Raw genomic sequence first — 20,714 nt, 5'->3', positions numbered from 1 at the left:
AAACTCCCACCGGAAAAACCGGTTAATTTCGAAATAGATTAAATCGAAGAAAGGGAGAGTTTTTCAGGAGGAGGATTTTCTATTTTAGAATAGATTTGAGGAAGAATAAAATCGGAGGAATCATAATACGAAACGGTCTCTAAAGGAACTCCGAGGAGGAGGAGATCATCGGAAGAACTAAAATCTTCTAACTTTAGCTCGGATGTTTTTTCCTTCTCGCCTTCCTTCGTTTCCGAAGTTTCGCTCGAAGCGGAAATCGGCGAGGCGTTTTTTCCCGAGTCCATGATGGGTATCAATAAGATCGAACAATAAAGGATGAGAAAAACGCTTAGGATCGCGCCTGCCTTTCTGTGTTCCATGGAAATTAATTTAAGAATCATAGACAAAGAAAAATTCATTCTACCGAAGTTTAGACCGCTCACGCGCCCTAATTCTGCCCATTTTTTCAGCAAGGAGAGAACGGACTACTCAATACCGGGGAGTTTTTTCTCGAAATCGGATCGAAGCTTTGCGCTAAAAAATTTCGATCGGAGAAGATTCCATGAAGGGAAACGTCTGAAAAGGTAAGAAGAAGAGTTTGAATTTCATGAATTCAATATTTGCCTTTTTTAAGACCTCGAAACCTCTCTCCTGAATTTCTAAATTTTCCTTGGAAATTATTTCATGACAATTTTAAGTCTTTTTCTTTCCAAAGAAAAGGCACCTCTCACTCAAAAAAGAGAAACTGTATCTTTGAAAAAAAAGAATCCGTCTCTTAATGACATTATAAGAAGTATTATCATTTTATAATTTGCACTATTGATTTTTCGTTTACTGAATCGCTCCGAAATCAAACGCTCACATAAAGATAACACCGAATGAGTATGGAATATTTACAAAAAGGCAAACGAGAGATGGACATCATAACGTCTATCGAGCAGAAAAATCACGTTATTTCTAAATATCTTTTTGATAAAGAACTTACTTTGAAGGTAGACCCTTTTGATCAGAAGGCGGTCATAAAGAAAATTTTAGAGGGAGGGGATAAGATCGTAGTTCAACTCCTCAATCCCGAAGATTCTTCCGGAGAAAATTCTTTTGTCCTTTTTATGATTCTTGCCAAATACATTCAATTGGAATGTGTACTCGTTCAAAAACTCGAAAAGTCGCACGCCACTCTCAAAGTTGAAAAGTTAGCGATCGCAAAGAAGAATAGAGAATACCAACGTTTTCCTGTGAAACCCGGCGGAGTCTACGTGACAAACGTGATCTCCTCTAAAACGATCATCGAAGCAAGCATGTTTAACGTTCCGACTCTCGTAAAAGTGAACTTTGAGGATTACAAGAATCGCCTCAAACAACGAAGCAAGGACATCATCAACATAGATACGTTCAAACCCGGCTTGGAACGAAAATACGAAATCGTAAAAAAGACTCAGAAATATCTTTTGATCGAAAATACCCAGGATCCGAATTCTTATAAGAAGTCGACTCCGGGAAGACTCGGCTATGAGAAGGACGTGGACGACGATCTATCTTCCTGTCTTAAAAAATTCAAGGACCAGAAAATTCTTTCCGAACTCATAGTTCCGATCATTTACGTAAATCACGCGGATGAAAAAATTCCGATCGGTTATATTTGTGTTCAGAGTAAAGAGCAAAATCTTACGGAACAATATGCGGAAGAACTCAAAAATCTGTCGCAAGATATGGTGGAGAGAATCAAAGAATCCAATACGATTAAAACCGCAGAACGTTTTCAAATTCTTGAGGCTTCTCAGGGTGGAATCAAGGTAAAGATCGATCAAGCTCATCTGATCGAAACCCTTCCGAAACAGGACAGTTTTGTATTCGACATCTTCTTTCGTATGCAGGCGCCGTTTACCGTTCATGGATTGATTCGTTGGTTTAAAAAGGACGAGAACAATCATCTCATCTTAGGAATTGAACTGACCGCGAAATCGGATTTGCCCGGAGAAAGGGCTCGTTATGAAAAAAACATAGCCCTTCTCAGCAAAGGACAACTCTGAGAAGGATTGTTTTCGCAAAAACGCAGTACAAAAAAATTCTAATTTGAATACTGCGTTCTTTTCCAGGCTCCGTTTCTACGTTAGATGAAATCTTGATAGGGATCCAAGTATTTGTGATCGATTCTCCAAGGTTTTAATCCGTGAAATTCAACCCCGGCCCCGTGTTTGGAAGTGAGAATTCTTTCCTTGCCCTCGTGTAAGATCACACAACGAACGCTTCCAATATCGCTCTGTTCTATGTAGCGTCGGCTTCCGTCCGGATCTCTGTAAATATAAGAACCGATTTGAACCGGATCCATTTCCCCTTCCACAAAAATCTCATAGTCGTCCAAACGAGTGTGAAAGCTGAGTTTAGGATAATTCACCTTCACCTTACTTCTCAAAGAACGAAGAAGCGAATGCTGATGGATCGGCTTCCCGTCTTTTAACAGAGTTACGAACGTCAACGTCGGCGCCAAAGGTTGCGGACGCACCGTAACGATTTCCAAAGACCAATTCTCAGGATCCTTGTCAAACTTAGGAACAAAGGTCCAGAATAACTCCGCGACTCGATTTGTTCCCCAGATATGATTGAAATGTCCATTCCCTTTTTTGAATGTATATTTTTTATTCTTTAACTGAATCGACCCGGCGACCTCGGTAAAAGGAGAACTCACGATACTTCTCGTTTTTGGAATCGGTGTTCGATCCAACCAACGAGGAAGATGACCGGAAGGTTCCAGCTTGTGTTTGAATTCCAAATCCCAACTGAGTGTTTCACCCTTGCCGGTTAGAATTTTCCCTTTCATGTGATCCGGACCGACGGACGCGCCCGGAAATTCTATCGATTCGTCTTCGATCGAAATTTTTTGATAAGGAAAAGATTGAACTGCAGTGCGATGATTTTCAGGTTTTTGAATGTCAAAAAAAGAAGCCCAGAGCACGGCGGAAGGATAAAGACCGGACTTACCTTTGGGATTGAGAGTCGTATAACGGACCCAAAACGCTTGTTTGTTTTCGGGAATGAGAATGACCGCGAACCAGATTTCAAATCTTGGTTTCACGACGCTCGCCGCGAATTTAGTAATAAAGCTTTCTTTTAAGTTCACTGATTACCTACAATCCGGGCGAGTCTTTTTGATTCGAAAAATTCTAAATTCTACCCTTTCTTCTTTCTTTTAGATACTCGATGAAAGCAGGCATCACCGAGATGATAATAATTGCGAAAATAACGATTTTAAAGTTTCTTTTCACAAAATCCAAGTTTCCGAAAAAGTAACCGCCCAGGATAAAAATTGAGATCCAAAGAATTGCACCGATCACATTATATGCAACAAATTTAACATAGGTCATGGTCCCGATTCCGGCTACAAAAGGTGCAAAAGTTCTAATAATCGGAATGAATCGAGCGATGATAATCGTCTTTCCTCCGTAGATTTCGTAAAAACGGTGGGCCTTCTGCAGATGTTCTTTTTTGATTAAAGGAATTTTCTCTTTTTCTAATATCCTTTCACCGGTAAAATTCCCCACGGAATAATTTACTGTATCGCCCAGAATAGCCGCGATAACAAGAAGAACGAGAGTGCTCGTCAGATCCAAGGATCCTCTTGCGATAAAAGCTCCAACCGCGAAGAGAAGAGAATCTCCCGGTAAAAACGGAGTCACGACGAGACCGGTCTCCGCGAAGATAATTAAGAAAAGAATGACATAGGTTCCGCTCTGATACGTTTGAATGATCGTATCCAGATGCGTTTCCAAGTTCAAAAAGAAATCGAGAAAAAACTTAAGGGTTTCCAAGGTTCCTCCCTTGCTCCAAAAGAGCCAGGTTCACTGTGTTTGAATATTTTAGGATAGAATTTCGGAAGAAGCAGACAAGTCAAACGCGTAAAAGGGTTAAAAAAGAAGCCTTTCCTTTCCGGGACTATAACGAAAAATTTTTGTTGGATAGTTGAGACGGATGGAATTGGAAGAAAGTCCCTTTCGATCCGGTTTGATCCTTGCGTCGAATTCCACCTCGTCTCCGGATTTCAAATTCATAGAAGAGAATTTACGAGAAAGATAAAATAGCTGGGATTGAATGATCGATTTTCCGGAAATCAAAAGACAGATGTCCTGCAATAAGATCCTGGATTGTTCCGGATTTTTATGACTGAGAATAGAGACCACTGTCGCGCGAAAGCGCGTTCTCTTTCTCGGAAGAATATGGATCGGGCTCTGAGTCATCATTCTATTGTTTGTCCTTTTCTCTGGAGAATCTTTTGAATCAGATTTGCAACCTTTTAGAGATGAATACGATTCACATCGGAGAAGTCGTTTTTCAAAACGCTATCGAAGTACAAAACAAATTCTACGTTTCCATTCCCATCAAAACCGGGAACCGATCCGTCCTAACTTTGATTTTCTTTTTGCAGAAGTACAGCCTTTTTCGCATTTGTTTGGATTTTCAGGACAAACCTTTCTTCTTCTGAGACAAGTTGAAAAACATCAAATTCAATCCTGTTTTACAAAGCTACTTTCGTTTCCATTCATCTTATCTGATAGGAAGAAAATATCGAAAACTTCCTTAAATGCAAATCTCACATTTGGGAATTCAAAAAGAGAGGATTTGGCGGTTCGAGGGCCTTCAAGTTAGAATTCAGGAAATTTTTTAGACCAAGTTTTTGATGTAGGAAGTCATTCTTTTCAAAAAAGGAAAACTTTCACTCTTCCCTGATCACATGCCGGAACCGTAGAAACGGGAGGAAAGAATGAAATCAAAAATTCAATACAGTCAGGCCCAGAAAACGGTCATCGAAGAAAACGCCAGATTCGTACAGGTCGTGGCCGCGGCGGGTTCGGGAAAAACAAGCACGATGGTCGGAATCGTAGAAAGAATCCTAAGGGATAAATTATTTCTGGAAGAATCCATTTTGGTTCTAACCTTTACGAAAAAAGCGGCTGGAGAAATTTCAGAAAGAATTCGAAAAGTAACGGGAACTGACCAAATTCGAGTTCAGACCTTTCACGCGTTTTGTCTCTACGCCCTCAGTCGATGGCACCCGAAATTCAAAACGCAAAAACCGAAAATTCTTCCACCCGAAGAAAAGAATCTTTTCTACAGGCAATTCCTAAAACAAAAAAGATTTCTCGTAGGCGGGATTCCTTACGAACTCTTCTGGGCCGAAAACATAAGTTATATAAAAGAAAATTTTCCGGAATTGTTAAACGAATTAGAATTTCATTATAAAGAATATAAAAATAAAAACGGATATTTGGACTTTGAAGATCTGGTAACTCTTTTTTTGGAAGGTCTAAAATTCAACGAAGAATGGACATTCCCCGCAAAACAAAATATCCGAAAAATCTTAGTCGATGAATTTCAAGATACGGATTTGGAACAACTCGCTTTTTTACAATCCTTATCGGAAAGCGCTTCGATTACGGTCGTAGGCGACGACGCTCAAAGTATCTACTCGTTCCGCGGAGCGACGTTAGAACCTTTTTTAAGGTTCAAAGAATTCTTTTCGGGAGCCGCTCTTCATTTTTTAAGCACGAACTATCGCTCTCTTCCGGAAATTATACGGACTTCGGACATTCCGATTCAGAGGAATCAAAATCGTATCGAGAAGGAAGTCCTTCCTTTTCGAAATGGAAAAGGATCCGTAGGAAAGATTTTGATGGAAGAAACAGCAGACCTTGTTCCCTATCTGATCCGGGCGATTCCTTCTTCCAATCAAAACGTAAAAATCCTATGCCGTTCTAATTTTAGAATCGGAGAATATGTCCGAGCCGGAATTCCCGAAGAATATCTCATGACCATTCACGCGAGCAAAGGATTAGAATTTCATACCGTCTTCGTGGATCTTTCCGACGGCTGGAATGCGAGACCCGATTCTCCATTAGAAACGATCGAAGAGGAAAGAAGAATTCTCTATGTCGGACTTTCAAGAGCGGAAGATCGCCTTTTTATATTAGGCGCCGCTAAGAATTCTCGAAGAGAAACGATTGAAAACGAATTCTTTCGTTATTTTAAAAAACTGAAAACGATCGATCCGGAAGATTTACAATGATCTATTTTTTTCGAAAATGGAACTCGTTTCGGAATCTTATGATCGAAATTTTGTAAGAGTTCCTACAAGAGTCTTACAATTCGCGATCTTTCGCTTTTCGAAAAATAGTTCCTCCGATTAAAAACGAAGGAGTTCCCACAGATTACGTCCCTTTAACGGTTGACGAACTTCCAATAGGTCACTGATCAGATTCTTATTGGAGTTCCTACATCTTTGTGAAACTCAGCGTCTCGCTTCTATTGGCGTTCGACGGGTATTCGGACGGGTCCAAAAATGAATTCGATCAAAAAAAGGGCCGCCTTCTAAAAGGAATGGAAGTGGGTGGGAAATACTATTTTAGAATATTCTAAAATTTGCATTTATCATAAAAAGAATCACCAATCGATCGGAAAATAGTCCTTTAAAAATTTTCCGCACCAGTGTTTTCCCGTTAGAATTCCGTCAAAGAACGGATCACAGACTCTCGCGGCTCCGTCCACGATATCGAGCGGAGGTTGAAAATCGTGAAGGTCTTGTTTTCTCTGCGAAAGTTCGACCGGATCTTCATCCGTAACCCAACCGGTATCGACGGCGTTCATATAAATCCCGTCTTTTGCAAAGTCGCTCGCCGAAGTGTGAGTCAACATATTGAGCGCGGCCTTCGCCATATTCGTGTGGGGATGTCTGTCCTCTTTTTTAAAACGATGAAACTTTCCTTCCATCGCGGAAACGTTCACGATATGTTTTTGACCGGTGTTGTCTCTTCGCATAATCGAAACCAGACGATTGCAGAGGACAAAAGGCGCCACCGCGTTTACGAGTTGGACCTCGAGCATTTCCGAAGTCTGAATCTCACCCAACCTCAGTCTCCAACTGTTTGTCTTTCTGAGATCGACCTGTTGTAAATCCGCGTCCATCTGTCCTTCCGGAAAAACGGTTTCCAGTTCGAAAGAATTATCGTGAGAATACGGAATCTGAGAAAGTTGAGCGGAAGAACGAATTCCTACTCCTGGAATTTTTCCGTTCCAGCTCACGGGAAGCGCGGTTTCATTGGCAAGATTCGGGCCTCCGAATGACGTTAGACGCTCTTTGCAGTCTTGGTGTAATTTCAGAAGATCGCGCGCATCCGAAGGTAAATCCTGAAAATTCATCTGTTCCGCTTGTATGAGATGCGCGTAAAAACCCGGAGGTCTTCTTACGGTCTGCGCCGCGTTGTTGATTAGAATATCAAGTCGATCGACGGTTTCTTCTATATAACTTGCGAAAAGTTCGACGCTCGGGGTGTGCCTCAGATCCAAGCCGAAAATCTGGAGTCGATCCGACCAATCTTTGAAATCGGATTCCTTGGAAAAACGAAGAGCCGCATCCACTGGGAAACGAGTTGTTGCGATTACTTTTGCTCCCGCTCTCAAAAGCATCAGAGTGGAATGATATCCGATCTTCAATCGAGAACCCGTAATCAACGCGACCTGACCGTGAAGAGAAGCGATCTGAAATCTCTTTTTGTAATTCAGATCTCCGCATTCCAAACACATGGAATCGTAAAAGAAATGAAGTTTTGTATATTCCTTTTTACAGACGTAACAGTTCCGAGGAGACGTGAGTTCCGGAGCGTCCTTGCTCTTCCAGATATCGGTCTGATCCGCGATTTGTAGAGGCGCCTTGAAGACGGTCGCAGTTCTCGCGACTCGAATTCCGGTAAGCGCCCTTGCTTTTTTTTCTTGGGTTACGGTTTCCTTTCTTCTGGAACGTTTGATGGTCTTGTTTCGAATCCGAATTTCATTTCGATCGGGACGGGAAATTTTCCCGGAGACAATCATCAATGCGATTCTTTCTTCTTCGGGAATCGAAGTGAGGAGTTCCGGTTTTTCAGCAAGTGTTTCCAAAAGACGAATACAACGTTGTATCTCTTCCGAGCTTGGATTTGTATTCGAGTTGTCTTTGGATTCGTTCATAAATGATGGCGTTGATTAAAAAAAGGAATCCGGATTCTTCCTGTCCTCTTTTCAACTATACCGAAAAAAACAGTCGATTGAGCAACTCAATTTCAAGAGAAAAAGTGATTCCTTCTTTTTAAGAATTCTTCTAAAATTCTTTTTTACTCTTTGATGGAAGAAGACGCGAAAGCAAGTCGATGGATAAAGTAAATCGGATACAACAAAAGATAGAGATTGGGAATCCACCAAGAAGGATCAAAGTCCATTCGAAAACCCCAAAAAGCGACCGCCTGCAATCCGGAACAACTCGTAAGAACGAGGGAAATCAACGCGACCCTCTCCCACTCGGAACGATTTCGTTTTCGGAGATAAAGACTATAAAACCCGGTGATCGAAACGAATAGATCCAAAGGCAAAAAGGACCAATTCCAATCCATAAGAATCGGATTGTGATAGTCTTTGAAGAGATAGGATTCCGGAATCCAGTGAAAACCAGTAATCATCCAGTAGAGAATAAAGGCGATATCCGTAAAAAGAAAAAGACCGGGGAGTAAGTTGTTCATTGCTATTTTGATTCTAATTCTAAAAAAATAGTTTCAATAATAAATTTCCAGGATTTGATTCTGAAACAATAGGAGTATCCAAATGACAAAGAAAATGTTGATGTTAGCTTTTCTGATTTGTCTGACGATAGGAGCCGGTTTTATCTACGCCGGCAACGTTCAATCCGGTTGTACCTTTAACGGGAAAAAACTTTACGGAAAGATTCAAATCGTAACGAGTTTTCCGGACGTAAAAGTACAGGAAGTCACTTCCTTTCCGGATCTAAAAGTGCAGAAGGTAACCTCGTTTCCTGATTCTTGCGGAAAATGGGAAATCGTAAATTCGTTTCCCGACACGAAGGTTCAGATCGTGACCAGCTTTCCGGATATAAAAATTCAGTATGTAACTAGCTTTCCCGGAGAAAATTAAAAGCCTAAGTTTTTAAGAATCCGATTTCGATTTACAGAGCGAGCAATTTCTCTGTAAATCGAATTTCATGAAATATTTCCTTTCACTTTCTAAAATTCTATCCTCTGCAATTCTTATCAGTTTCCATCTTATCGGAACGTCCATCGACGCAAATAAGATCGATCGAGTTTGTACGTTCCAAGGCAAACCTATTTACGGTAAAATCAAAATAGTCAAAAACTTTCCGGATATACGAGTCCAAGTCGTAGATCATTTTCCGGACATAAAAGTAAAGATCGTGGATTCGTTTGCGGATTCTTGCGGAGAATGGAAGATGACAGATTCGTTTCCGGATATAAAAATCGAATACGTAACTTCAGCGCCGGGAGAAAGATAAGCGTAACCTTGCGTTCGTTCGCTTATTTGTGGATCCAAAGGTCAAAGAGAACGGTCTAAAACAAAAATCGTAAATAGAAATAGAAAAAGAGATTAGAATGAAAGAAATCATCAATTGGTTATCCGGCGCGGAATCCAGAAACTTAGAAACAAAAGAATTATTGGAGGAACTCAATCAAAGACTCATCCATTTGGGAATTCCGGTTTCTAGATTTTTTACGAGCATCCCGACCATGCACCCGGAAGTAATGGTAAGATCCATCATCTGGACAAAGGAAGAGGAAACTCAGATGCTCTTAATTCCTCACGGCGCTCTGAGCGATCCGCAATACATCGATAGTCCGATTTACCTGATCCGAGAAGGGAAAAAAGAATTCATACGTTGTAAATTAGTGGGACCGGAAGCCGATCTTTCGTATCCGATCTGTGTCGACTTAAAAGAAAAAGGCGCTACCGATTACTGCATATTCCCCGCCACCTTTAGCCTCAATGTGGGAAGTGTCGTTTCTTGGACGACTCACGCGCCGGAAGGATTTACCGAAGAGCATATAGAATCCTTCCGATCCATCTTGAGCGTATTGTCCTTACGTTTGGATTTAGAATCCAGAAAATTTGCGGTGAACGAACTCTTAGAAGTCTATCTCGGACCAAACGCATCCAAAAGAGTTTTATCCGGAGAATTCAGAAGAGGAACTGGAGAATCCATCTATGCCGCGATTCTTTGCGCAGACCTGAGAGACTTCTCTTCATTGAGTGAAAACAATCCTCCAAAAAGAATCGTAGAAATTTTGGATCACTACTTTGAGTTGACCGCGCAACCGATTCAAGAAGAGAAAGGCGAGATTCTAAAATTCATAGGAGACGCTATCCTTGCAATTTTTCCCGCTAAAGAAGATCCTCATCAAGCCTGTTTGTCTGCGCTCAATGCGGCGATAAAAATTAAAAGCTCCGTGAAACAATGGAATGAGGAGAATCCGGATACTCCGATTTATTTGGGAATGGCCTTAAACGTGGGTGACGTAGTCTACGGAAACGTAGGAGCCAAAGATCGTTTGGATTTTACCGTGATCGGAAATGCGGTCAATCAAGCGTTTCGAGTAGAATCTCTTTGCAAGGATTTTGGAAAGAGCATTTTAACAACGGAAATCTTTGCCGAAAAAATCGGGAAGGATCAGTTTGAATTTCTGGGAGCAAGAAGTTTAAAAGGAATTACGGGAGAAAGAAATATCTTTTCACCGAAGGAGTGAGAGTTCGTAAATCCGCGAAACCGATCTCGGCCAAACATCCGGGCTCTCACTTTTTGAGGTATTCACTCTTTATTAAAAGTCTTCACGAAATAATTAGATCGCGCCGGAAACGCGGTCTGAGTTTGTCTTCAATTCTTCATCTAAGAGTCTTTCGATCGTTTTCGCGTGAACAAAATCGTCGATCTTATCCAGAATTACAATTTCTTTTCCGTCACCTAATTACAAAACAAACGGAATAGGTATTATATTCGGAAGAACTATCCGAAGAAGATACAAGAATCGATTTGGTAAATATGTTTTTGAGATCTTTCTTACGAATCATTTTTTCCATTTCGTAGGGATCGGGGAAGAATAGATGATAACATATCGGACATTGATTAAAATATTCGTAGAATTGAATGAATAGTGAATCGAAGTATAAAGTATATATCCCGGAATAAACAAAGCGGGGATCAGCCAAATCGGATTTTCAGAAATTTTAAAATCAATTAAGTCCGAAAGAATTGTCAGAATAAAAAACAAAGAGATAAAAATTCTGAATAAAGATATGTATTGAAAGCGATCGTAAGAATAGACGACTTTGTTTCTTTTTCTCTTGATTGTTAATTTATCGGGTATAATGTTCATGATAACAACAAAATCTAAATCGATCATTCATATTATCGAAACCGGTTTCTCTAACAAGTAAAAGAACGAAAATCAATGGATTATTTTTTGTTGTAATTGCGACGAAATGAAAGAGCTGGAATTTCTCCGGAAAGAATCATACAATCTGTGCGCGAAAAATCCTCGGTCGGTATTCCTACTTCACTCTCTCTACCGAAACAGAGATTTTTGTCCTCAAAGCGAACGAAGGCACTAAAATGAGAATCTTCACAGAAAAGCATTTCGTCCGAGTTCTTACAAAAGAAAAGAAAAACTTACGCTTGTAGAATTAGAATTTCATGATAAAGGAAAGTCTCTATCGGTTTTCTCTCCACCCAAGACCATGAAGAATATCCCCCGAATCTTAAAGCTTGAGACCTGGGATATACTTGCAAAGAAGCTTCTCATTGTATCAAACGAAAGGAAAGAATCGCGCATCTATGGACCAATCTCTTATGCATACGATTCTTTCGTGAATGAACCGGGACTTTTTATTGTTCAATGTATTCCGTGTAACAATAGCGACCCGGACCGTCCCCCCAACAAACCGTACGTTTGCTCATACGAGGCGGTTTAGGAAGAGCAGATTCGATCCCATCCAATAGACTTGCGGCATTCTTCTTATCCACATCATAGGAGAAACGCTCCACGATCACATATGCGTTTTCAGGATCTTCGATTCGATTCCGAAGCGAGGTTAGAGCTTTCATTTTATCCGCAGAAAAACTAAAAAGGTCCATCAATTCCGCAACCTGATCCGCAGTAAAAGTCGTTCTTGACGCTTCGGATTTTAAAATCGCTAACTTACGATCACTAAAACCTTCCTTTTCGACTCTGCTTTTAATGTTCGTAAACAAACCGTGTCCGGTAGCAAAAATCGAAAAATTAAAAAATACAAAAGTAGCAATCGCTAAATTCTTAAATGCAAACATATCTTTCTCCTTTCTTCTCAAGAATCTCCAACGAACTCGATTTCTCGATTCTAAAAGTGCGAAGTCAAAAACTTGAGGTTATAAATGTTAATTCAGACGTAACGTCGACGATTTGCGCCGAGCAATTTTTTTATTCTCAATCCATTTTCCTACTCAACAACGGATAACGAATGATAAGAAGTGTTATCTACAAAGCTTTTCTCAGCGACCGAATCGAGCTACTCGACTTTCACTTCTCCATTTTGGATTACGATTTTATCACTTCCTGCCGCCTGAAAACTCCCCAAGCCGGAAATACGAACCGTACATTCCCCGCAAATACTACTCAACTTTTTACCGGGATTGATGATCTCATTATGTTGTGTCCCCGCGTCGTCATAAATAACCCTGTAAGAAACCTTATCCTTGTTTACAATATCTACAGGAAATATTGAATTAGATATTAATAATATACTAATGGTAAAAATAAATTTCATACCCACCTTCTCTAAAAATTTTTAACCACATATAAGAATCAAAATTGAAAAATCCACAAGTTTTCGTAAATAATACTCACTAAAAAGAATTCATGCTATAACTTTCAAAACGATTTCGTTGGAAATACATTTATCAAAAGATAACTTGAAGTTCAAAAAAGGAGCAAAAAGGATTTCCGAAGGGCAACGGTTCTTAGAAATCGAAAAGTGATCCTTTCGCTTTCCAAATCTAAAAAGAGGAGAAGGCTGTTACTTAAAAATGGACTTGAATCAAAATTCTTGAGATTAAATCAAAATCGATTTCAGATCCAATGACTTCTACAGAGGAAGAAAATTCGTCAACGAACTCCCTCCGTAAAAAAAGGCAGCCCCCACCCGAGTTAGGGTGGAGGTGGTGGGCTCGTGGGAAAAAGCGGGAGGCTCTTCTCTATCAGAAAAATCACTTTCTTTCAAGTTAAATTCTTGCAATCCGATTTTGTAGGAACTACGACAAAATCAAATCTTGCAAAAAATTCAAACCTTACCGCGATCATCGAAGGCGAGCCATAGAAAATTTCTGGCCTCTTCCACAATTAAGGGAGCCCTTCTCAAAATTCTCAAGATTCTAAAACAAAAAAGGCGGATCACTCCGCCTTTTTATCCTCAAAGTCCATTCTATTTTTTGAATGGACTTTCTCGATTTTATCTTTTCAAATCAACCGGCCGCGTATTGGTCCATAAGAGATTTTGCAATTACTCTCAGAGCCATTACTTCTTCGGCGCCTTCAAAGATCGAGAACACGCGCGCATCCACGAAGTAACGGGAAACCGCATATTCTTCTGCGTATCCCATTCCGCCGTGAATCTGCATCGCTTCTCTGGTAACCCATTCTGCAACCTTAGAAGCGTAGAATTTAATCAGAGTCGCTTCCATCTGTCCTTTGTGATCATCCAGAAGTTTTGCAACGTGATTCGAATACTGACGAGAAGCCTGAAGAATCACTGCCATTCTCGCAATCTTGTATTTGGTAAGATTGTATTCGAAAATCGGTTTTTGAAAAACGGCTCTTTCTTGAGCGTAACGAAGCGCGGCTTCCAAAGCGGCTTGCATCACACCGTGAGCGCGAGCCGCGGTCTGAATTCTTCCACCCGCGAAACCTTCCATCTGGAAATAGAATCCTTTTCCTCTACCTTCTTCTCCGCCTAACAGGTTCTCTGCGGGAACAAAGTAATTATCAAAGGAAACTTCAAAGGAATGCATACCACGATAACCGATTGTTCCGATCGCTTTTCCTTCGATCTTCCCGCCTTCCGGTTGGGTATATGTAAATTCGTGTCCAGGAAAACTCGGTTTTTCCGCGAGAAGAATGGAAAGTCCTTTGTGTTTCAAAGAAGGATCCGATTCGGTTCTACAAAGAATGAGAAGGAGATTTGCATAACCTGCAAAAGTACACCAAGTCTTAACACCGTTGATCACCCAACCACCGTTAGACGGCTTTGCGGTAACGGAAACACCGGCAACGTCGGAACCGTAGTTCGGTTCCGTTACCATAATGCCCGCCATTTTTTCTCCGGTTGCAAGAAGAGGAAGCCACTTGTCTTTTTGAGCCTGCGTTCCACCCTTGAGGAGAGCCTTGGACATGATCTCGGGACGAGTGATCAAAGAACCTGCGATTCCTAAACCGCCTCTGGAAAGTTCTTCGGTAACAACGAGCATGGAAAGATTGTCCGGCCTATCGTTCGGTTGAATTCCACCGTAGGATTCGGGAATACAAAGACCGAAACATCCCATATCCTTGAGTCCGCCGATGATATCTTCGGGAATGATATCGTCGTGTCTATGAACGTGTTCTGCATGAGGCATCACAACGTCTTCCGCAAACTTCTTAAACGTTTCGCGGAACATCTCGTGATCGTCGTCAAGACCGTAGGCTCCAAAGTGACCTTTGGAAACGATCTTATCCGCGATCTCATTGTAGTTCTCGATCGCCATAGCGTCTTCGAGAAACTTATTGATTTCATCGTTAAAAATTCTGGAAACTAAATCGGAAGATTTAATTCCGTATTCGGAAGGACGAGAACTGATTTCGGAACGAATGTGATTTACGGTTTCAGCCGCAAAGACGACCGCCATCTCTTGTTCGAGATCTCCGGTTCCAAGGGAAGAATCCCATGCGTAATCAACAAACTTCTCTGCAATCTTTTGTTCGGCTGTGAGCCATGCGATTTGATACTGGACGAGCTGATTTGCGTCCATCTTCTCAACGGAAACTTTTCCGTTTACGCTGCAACGTGCAGCAAGGGCTTTCGTAACGTCCTCAATCACACCTGCGGAGATGGAAAGAGTTTTTTTCGCGGTCGCTTGATCAACGGCGGTCTTGGTTGCGCTCATGGGTTTTTAATCCTGATGTAAAAAATTCGAATCTGATAACTAGAAAATCACAACTTCTCCCCCTGTCATTTGCTTTTTGAGGAACAATCTCAAGAACCGAAGAGGACTTTAAGATCAAAGTCGAAACTTCATTATGTCAGAAAGACAGTAGAGAAATTGTTATTTTGCTTTCCATCGGAGGAATTAGCGAAATTATCGGAATGCTTCGGATGGAAGGTATTACTTGGATATCGAGAAAATAAAAAAACGTTTAGATCAACTCGAAGAAGAAGTCGTTTCTCTCAAAAAAGAAATCGCGACGTATTCCTCCAATCCGACCGAAGGGGAAACGATTCAGCCTCCCCTTCAAAAAACTTCTTCCGAAACAAAGATAGAAAAGCCGGTTGAGAAAAAGAGGAGCCCCGAATGGGAACTTTTTTTAGGAGGCAATCTATTAGGAAAAGCAGGATTGTTTTCCATTCTTCTTGCGACGATCTGGTTTATCAAATACGCTTTTGATAACCGCTGGGTCAACGAGTCGGGAAGAATCTTGATCGGTATGTCGATCGGATTCGGAATCGCCTTCACGGGGCTCAGACTCAACGTCAAGGGATATAGAATTTTACCCGAATCGGTTTTGGGAACCGGATTTTCGATCGTCTATCTGAGTCTGTTCGGCGCGTATCACTACTACGATCTTTTTACTCTTTCGGAAACGTTTATCTATCTTACTTTTCTGAGCGTCTTTTCTTCCGGACTGGCCTATTGGATCCGTAAAGAAATTCTTTACATTTTCGGATTGATCGGATCCGTATTGTCTCCCGTTTTAATCTCTCAAGGTGAGAATTCCTATCAATTCCTCTTTGGATATTTACTCTTTTTGAATATTCTGCATTTGTTAATTTCTAGAAAGTCGCCCTGGATCATTTCCTCCTTTGTGCTGTTGATCGCAAACTTCACTCTTTATACCTTCTGGTCCGCGGAAAACATTTACCAAAGCGGTTTCACAATTCCGTTTTTATTTATCAATTTTTCGTTTTTCCTTTTTCTCTATGGGAATTTTTTCTTCTTTCCCCGGTTGCTCGATCGGATGGAAGAATCGGGAAGTGTCTTTCCAAATCTAAATTCTATCTTGATGTTATTTTTCCAGGTGACCAACGCCCTCTTCTTCGGTTATAGCGGATACAATCAATTGAATAAATTTTATCCGAATCTAACGGCTCATTTTTTTCTTTTTGGCGCACTTCTATTTGCGATCATGATCGATCGTTACGGAAAAAAATCAGACCTCTTATCGGCACGTGCCCGGGACAATTTCGAGACGATCAATCTTTGTCTTCTTTTAGGATTTACATTCGCCTCTTTGACCGACTTCTCCGAAGGAAGTTGGCTGACATTTTCCTGGATCATGCTCGCGGGTATTGTCTCGATCTTGGGAGTAAGTTTGAAGAAGACATCCTTTCAGTTTATTTCGATCGGAATCTGGTTCGTAGCCTTGTTCAAACTCTACTTTCTAAATCAGATGGAAGACTTAGATAGAATCTTTCTTCTCAACGAAAGATTCGCGCTCTATGTCCTTGCTTCTTTATTTCTTTTTGCAACGTATCAAATTCGAAAAAGCGAAACCGTTTTTTGGTTCGAAAGAGGATTCATTTATATGGGAATTATCACTTTAATTTGGGGAACTATAATCGACGTTCACTACGCGGTTCACGACGAACACTATAGAAATTTAGGTTTTTCTTATGTTCTCGCGTTCTACGCGTCGGTCTTTCTTTTTGTAGGATTTCGATATTCTTTCAAATCCTTCCGGATCGTCGGAATCGCGGTCGCGTCCGTCCTGGTTGCAAAATTATATTTTTATGATATTTGGACGATGAGCATCATCGTAAGAATCATCGCGGGTTTTACGCTCGGAGTCGGATTCTTTTTAGTGAGCCTTTTTTATCAGAAATTTAAGGAAAAACTCTCTATCGCAAAAACTTTTACGGGTTTGACGCTGATTCTTTTTGCCATCGGCGTTTCTTCTTCGCTTACGCCGCTCTCCGCAGAATCGATCAACACAAAGGGTTATAAATATTATAAAGACATTCAAATACCGAAGATAGAAAAACAAAAAGACGAAGAAGCAGGTTTCTACGGAAAGATAAAGTTAGACGAAGACATCGTCAGACATTCCGGAGTCAACGACAGAAGGATTGTTCAAAACGGCAAAACGATTCCCTTTATCACTCGGAATACGATCGAAGCATCCAGCGAAGGCGGAGAATCCGTTGCAAAACTTCTTTTTAAAGTTAAGAATGAAACAGGCAACGTCTACGTATTAAAACTTCCGAAGGCTCCGGCGAAAACTCACTACACTACGATTCTCGCACTTGGACCTCCGGAATACGAAGTAAGAGGAACGATTTATTTAGGAAAGAATCCGGAAGACCGAGGAACCGAATCGAGTTTTACTATTTACAGTTATCAAGGAGGAGAAGCCTCCAATCAGATTCAATTCGAATCCGACGAAGAGATAACTTACGTTCGTATTGAAACGGATTCGGAAGCCAACTTTACATTTCCAAAAGCGATTTACAAACCGATACTGGAAAGAGTTGAGTTTAAAAAAGATTTAGAAAGATCCGATTTAGAATTCGGTTTCAACCCGGATACGAGATCCACAGTGTTCTATTATAAAAATCCGATGAAAGTTCCGATTCACAGGGTCGTCCTTCACTTAAAAGAGGAAAAATACAATCGAAACGTAAAAGTATTTTTCAAGGACAACTCCAAAGAATTCAGCCTTCTAACCGAGAATATTATTTTAAAAAAACCGAATATTCCTTCCGAAGCAAATTTCATCTTCACCGATCCGATCGCCTCGGAACTGAAATTTGAAATCTTCGACGGAGACGATCCTTCCTTAACGGTCGAACGTGTGGAAATTTTTATTCTTCAAGAAGAAATCGTATTCCCTTTGGAAATCGAGGAAGAAGAAAATCTTACTTCCCAAACGATCAGAATCTATTACGGAAATCCGTACGCTCAGCCACCCGAGTTCGACTTTGCAAAGACGTTTACGGAAACTTCCCTTCAAAAAGAAGTTTTTATCAAAGAGGAAAAAGAAAATGAGAATTTCGGATATTCGATCGGAGAACCTCCGGTTTCGACTTGGATCATCCGAGCTTTTTTCTTTTTAGGAATTCTGATCTTGGTCTTTTTGACTTACAGAATTTTTCGTACTAAGACGGTTAAGGCGTAAATATTCCCGGACGCGGACTTCGACCGCGTTCGGGCGAAATGCCGATCATTTCTCTATTTCATTCAATGAGCGACTAAAGTTCCCTTTTTAAAAAAGGTAAAAGATTACTGAGTCAGTCGGATCGATTTTAAGATCAACATCGTGTGTTCAAACTCGATATTGTGTTCTTCCGAACTCAACAAGGGAATGGTGGATATAATCGAAGACGCAAGAATTACCTGCCCGTTTTTGTATTCGTATATGAGTTCGTACATCGCGCCTAACAACAACATGGCGGCCAAAAATTGGTGTTCTCCACGTTGTTCTCCAATTCGAAAGGCATGTATTCCGTAAAATTAAAACCTTTGATCAACTCCGGATTGTTCGACCATCTTAGAATCGGAGAAAGGGAAGCCCTTTCTGAAAAACTAAATTCTTATTGAAATCATTTCTTTTTAAACTCGGAACAAAAATGGTCCAGAGCTTTGATCGCTTTCTCATGACCGAGGTTGTGAGCTTGATAGAGATCATAACATCCATTCTTCTTAAATTCCGGATTCTCCACCGAAACAAGAATGATCCCTCTATTGTAAAAGGCCCTCGCGTTCTTCGGATCGAGCTGGACTACTTTATCAAAATCTTGATAAGCTTCTCCTAATTTACTCGTCTTGATATACACGATCCCGCGTTCTACCAATGCTTCCACCCAATTCGGATCCACTTCGATACAACGATTCAAATCCTGGATGGCTTCTTCGTAGGCCTGCAATTCGTTTCCGATCTTTCCTCTCATCAGATAAGAACGATTAAACTCGGGATTGAGGCGAATCGATTCGTTGATATCCTCTAAAGCCTTTTTGTATTCGTTCATATAATAATACGTATAACCGCGGTTAAAGATCGCTTGTGCATTCTTTGCATCCAGTTGGATCGCGGCGTTAAAGTCGACGATTGCGTCTTCGTATTTGTAGAGATTTACTTTGATCCAACCTCTGAGATCATAAGCATTCCCGTCCTTCGGGTTCAATTCTATCGCTCTATCACATGCTTCTAGAGCTTTTTCGAATTGTCTTTGATTGTAGAATTCGGCGCACTGATCTTTCTTTTTGATCGCGTCTTTGTTGGAAGGAGTTTGTGCGAAAATCGTTTCGGAGAGAGAAAAAAGTAAAATGAATACTGCGATGATTCGAAATCTTACCATAGATGTCCCTTTAACAAAATTGAATTCATTTTCGACCCGGCCCGAACGAGCTCAGGTCTTTCAATCTGTTAGAATTTAGGACCTCAATTTTCACCCTGAGAATTCTTTGTCAAAAAGGAATTCTTAACGTGAAAAAGAATTATCGGATTACGTAGTCCTGGACCTTGTAGAGAACCGTCAGCCTGGCAAGGATCAAAACCAAGTTGATAAAGAAAAGAATCAAGAACGGTCGATCTAGAATCTTCTCGTCTTCGGCTTTGATAAAAAGATAGAATGGAATCGCGAAAGTAAAAAGACGAATCGTATTGATATACTCGGACCAGAAGTGATAGTGGTTCGCGATCGCGATCATCAACACCACCAAAGAAAATCCAACCTTGTAGAAGGTCCCCTTCTTCCAAGATCCGGTGAGAGGGATCAAAAACATCGTCAGAAACTGGAGGACGAGAGGAAATTTGGAAAAAGACCGAACGATCTGTTTCAATCCCCCTCCGCTCGTAAAACTTCCCGCCAACTCCAAAAGATATTTAAAAATTCCCTCAAAAGGAATCATAAACACGGCGAGCCGAGTCGGAGTCCAATTCGGCAGAGTATATTTCAGATACACTTGCCAGAGAACGGGAACGAGCAAAGTTGAGCCGACGATTAACATTTTCTTAATGTCTTTTTTAGATAATGCCGCAAGTCCCAAGGAGAAAAGATAGAATAACGCGGGTTCTTTAGTCACCAAGGCGAGACCGGAAAGAATGTAAAAAGGAATATAACTTTCCTTTTGATAAAAATAAATCGCAAGGACGATCAAAGAAACCATGATCGTATCGCTCACAAGAACCGAATAACTAGCTAAAGTAAAAGGGGAAATCAGATAAAGAATCGCCCAGTGTGATTTTTCTTTTAAAAGGACGCGTAACGCTAAATAAGAAAGATAAAGAAGAGAAAGACTGAGAATATACATTCCCGCGATGTTTCCCCACTTTCCAAAAATTCCCCAGACGGAAAGAAGCAGAGGATAACCGATTCTCGGGGCTCTGTAAGTTGCGTCGAAACCTATCGGCCATTCGAAACTCAAATTGGAAATCGATCTGGAATAATAGTAAAAGATTTGTCCGTCGTAACCGGCGCCTAGGTCGCCTTCTTTTCCTTTGAAAGCCACAACTCCACTCGGAGATTCCGCTTCATTCTTCTTGATAAACTCTTCTCCGAAGTTGACCATCGAAGAAGGATTCCATTCGTAACGGGACCAGAGCGCGAACGTCACGAGTCCGTAGAGAAAAGTAAGAATGAAAAGTCCCTTTAAGGGAGAATCCAGTTTTTGGAGCCAGGTTTCCAATTTCATA

At 40.9% G+C, this 20,714-nt stretch carries 18 protein-coding genes; 6 read left to right on the top strand and 12 right to left on the bottom strand.

Annotated elements, in window-relative coordinates:
- Positions 1 to 38: 38 nt before the first annotated feature.
- Positions 39 to 380, bottom strand: coding sequence for a hypothetical protein (locus A0128_RS02960; RefSeq protein WP_156781757.1), 342 nt, complete (start codon positions 378 to 380; stop codon positions 39 to 41).
- Between the two features lie 483 nt (positions 381 to 863).
- Between A0128_RS02960 and A0128_RS02955 the strand changes: the two genes are divergently transcribed.
- The gene (locus A0128_RS02955; RefSeq protein WP_069606160.1) at positions 864 to 2,009 is read left to right on the top strand and encodes a DUF1577 domain-containing protein; all 1,146 of its coding nucleotides are present in this window, start codon (positions 864 to 866) and stop codon (positions 2,007 to 2,009) included.
- Positions 2,010 to 2,089: 80 nt separating this feature from the next.
- Here A0128_RS02955 and A0128_RS02950 read toward each other — a convergent pair whose 3' ends face one another.
- From A0128_RS02950 to A0128_RS02940, 3 genes are all read right to left on the bottom strand, one after another.
- Entirely contained in the window at positions 2,090 to 3,097 is a 1,008-nt protein-coding gene (locus A0128_RS02950; protein WP_069606159.1) for a hypothetical protein, read from the bottom strand.
- A gap of 43 nt (positions 3,098 to 3,140) precedes the next feature.
- The gene (locus A0128_RS02945; protein ID WP_069606158.1) at positions 3,141 to 3,785 is read right to left on the bottom strand and encodes a DedA family protein; all 645 of its coding nucleotides are present in this window, start codon (positions 3,783 to 3,785) and stop codon (positions 3,141 to 3,143) included.
- A gap of 96 nt (positions 3,786 to 3,881) precedes the next feature.
- Positions 3,882 to 4,214 (bottom strand): hypothetical protein, encoded by a 333-nt coding sequence (locus A0128_RS02940; RefSeq protein ID WP_069606157.1) that lies wholly within the window; start codon positions 4,212 to 4,214, stop codon positions 3,882 to 3,884.
- A gap of 521 nt (positions 4,215 to 4,735) precedes the next feature.
- On the opposite strand from A0128_RS02940, the gene A0128_RS02930 reads away from it, so the two are divergent.
- A complete protein-coding gene (locus A0128_RS02930; protein WP_069606155.1) occupies positions 4,736 to 6,037 on the top strand; it encodes a UvrD-helicase domain-containing protein in 1,302 nt (433 codons plus the stop codon).
- 374 nt (positions 6,038 to 6,411) lie between these two features.
- Here the strand turns inward: A0128_RS02930 and A0128_RS02925 are convergent, their stop codons facing one another.
- Entirely contained in the window at positions 6,412 to 7,971 is a 1,560-nt protein-coding gene (locus tag A0128_RS02925; RefSeq protein WP_069606154.1) for an SDR family NAD(P)-dependent oxidoreductase, read from the bottom strand.
- Positions 7,972 to 8,114: 143 nt separating this feature from the next.
- The gene (locus A0128_RS02920; RefSeq protein ID WP_069606153.1) at positions 8,115 to 8,516 is read right to left on the bottom strand and encodes a YvaD family protein; all 402 of its coding nucleotides are present in this window, start codon (positions 8,514 to 8,516) and stop codon (positions 8,115 to 8,117) included.
- Between the two features lie 94 nt (positions 8,517 to 8,610).
- Here A0128_RS02920 and A0128_RS02915 point away from each other — a divergent pair, with 94 nt between their 5' ends.
- The 3 genes from A0128_RS02915 to A0128_RS02905 all read left to right on the top strand — a co-directional run bounded on the left by A0128_RS02915 (position 8,611) and on the right by A0128_RS02905 (position 10,547).
- Positions 8,611 to 8,925: a 7(1) septoil knot domain-containing protein gene (locus A0128_RS02915; protein WP_156781896.1), complete on the top strand. Its 315-nt coding sequence runs from the start codon at positions 8,611 to 8,613 to the stop codon at positions 8,923 to 8,925.
- Between the two features lie 67 nt (positions 8,926 to 8,992).
- A complete protein-coding gene (locus A0128_RS02910; RefSeq protein WP_083244038.1) occupies positions 8,993 to 9,301 on the top strand; it encodes a 7(1) septoil knot domain-containing protein in 309 nt (102 codons plus the stop codon).
- A gap of 97 nt (positions 9,302 to 9,398) precedes the next feature.
- Positions 9,399 to 10,547 (top strand): adenylate/guanylate cyclase domain-containing protein, encoded by a 1,149-nt coding sequence (locus A0128_RS02905; RefSeq protein WP_069606151.1) that lies wholly within the window; start codon positions 9,399 to 9,401, stop codon positions 10,545 to 10,547.
- 1,136 nt (positions 10,548 to 11,683) lie between these two features.
- Here the strand turns inward: A0128_RS02905 and A0128_RS02890 are convergent.
- The 3 genes from A0128_RS02890 to A0128_RS02880 all read right to left on the bottom strand — a co-directional run bounded on the left by A0128_RS02890 (position 11,684) and on the right by A0128_RS02880 (position 14,971).
- A complete protein-coding gene (locus A0128_RS02890) occupies positions 11,684 to 12,124 on the bottom strand; it encodes a proline and serine-rich protein 1 family protein (RefSeq protein ID WP_069606149.1) in 441 nt (146 codons plus the stop codon).
- A gap of 218 nt (positions 12,125 to 12,342) precedes the next feature.
- Positions 12,343 to 12,600, bottom strand: a complete 258-nt coding sequence (locus A0128_RS02885) for a hypothetical protein (RefSeq protein ID WP_069606148.1) — start codon at positions 12,598 to 12,600, stop codon at positions 12,343 to 12,345.
- Positions 12,601 to 13,294: 694 nt separating this feature from the next.
- Positions 13,295 to 14,971, bottom strand: coding sequence for an acyl-CoA dehydrogenase family protein (locus A0128_RS02880; RefSeq protein WP_069606147.1), 1,677 nt, complete (start codon positions 14,969 to 14,971; stop codon positions 13,295 to 13,297).
- Positions 14,972 to 15,194: 223 nt separating this feature from the next.
- Here A0128_RS02880 and A0128_RS02875 point away from each other — a divergent pair, with 223 nt between their 5' ends.
- Entirely contained in the window at positions 15,195 to 18,197 is a 3,003-nt protein-coding gene (locus A0128_RS02875) for a DUF2339 domain-containing protein (protein ID WP_069606146.1), read from the top strand.
- Positions 18,198 to 18,301: 104 nt separating this feature from the next.
- Here A0128_RS02875 and A0128_RS22005 read toward each other — a convergent pair whose 3' ends face one another.
- The 3 genes from A0128_RS22005 to A0128_RS02865 all read right to left on the bottom strand — a co-directional run bounded on the left by A0128_RS22005 (position 18,302) and on the right by A0128_RS02865 (position 20,713).
- Positions 18,302 to 18,478, bottom strand: a complete 177-nt coding sequence (locus A0128_RS22005) for a hypothetical protein (protein WP_156781756.1) — start codon at positions 18,476 to 18,478, stop codon at positions 18,302 to 18,304.
- Between the two features lie 143 nt (positions 18,479 to 18,621).
- Positions 18,622 to 19,377 carry a tetratricopeptide repeat protein gene (locus tag A0128_RS02870; protein WP_069606145.1) on the bottom strand — a complete coding sequence of 252 codons (756 nt, stop codon included), beginning with the start codon at positions 19,375 to 19,377 and terminating at the stop codon, positions 18,622 to 18,624.
- A gap of 139 nt (positions 19,378 to 19,516) precedes the next feature.
- Positions 19,517 to 20,713 carry an AZOBR_p60025 family cell surface glycopolymer formation protein gene (locus A0128_RS02865; RefSeq protein ID WP_069606144.1) on the bottom strand — a complete coding sequence of 399 codons (1,197 nt, stop codon included), beginning with the start codon at positions 20,711 to 20,713 and terminating at the stop codon, positions 19,517 to 19,519.
- Position 20,714 lies beyond the last annotated feature (1 nt).

This window comes from Leptospira tipperaryensis (genome assembly GCF_001729245.1).
In the GTDB taxonomy this organism is placed as follows: domain Bacteria; phylum Spirochaetota; class Leptospiria; order Leptospirales; family Leptospiraceae; genus Leptospira; species Leptospira tipperaryensis.
This window is presented reverse-complemented; position numbering and strand designations above follow the sequence as displayed.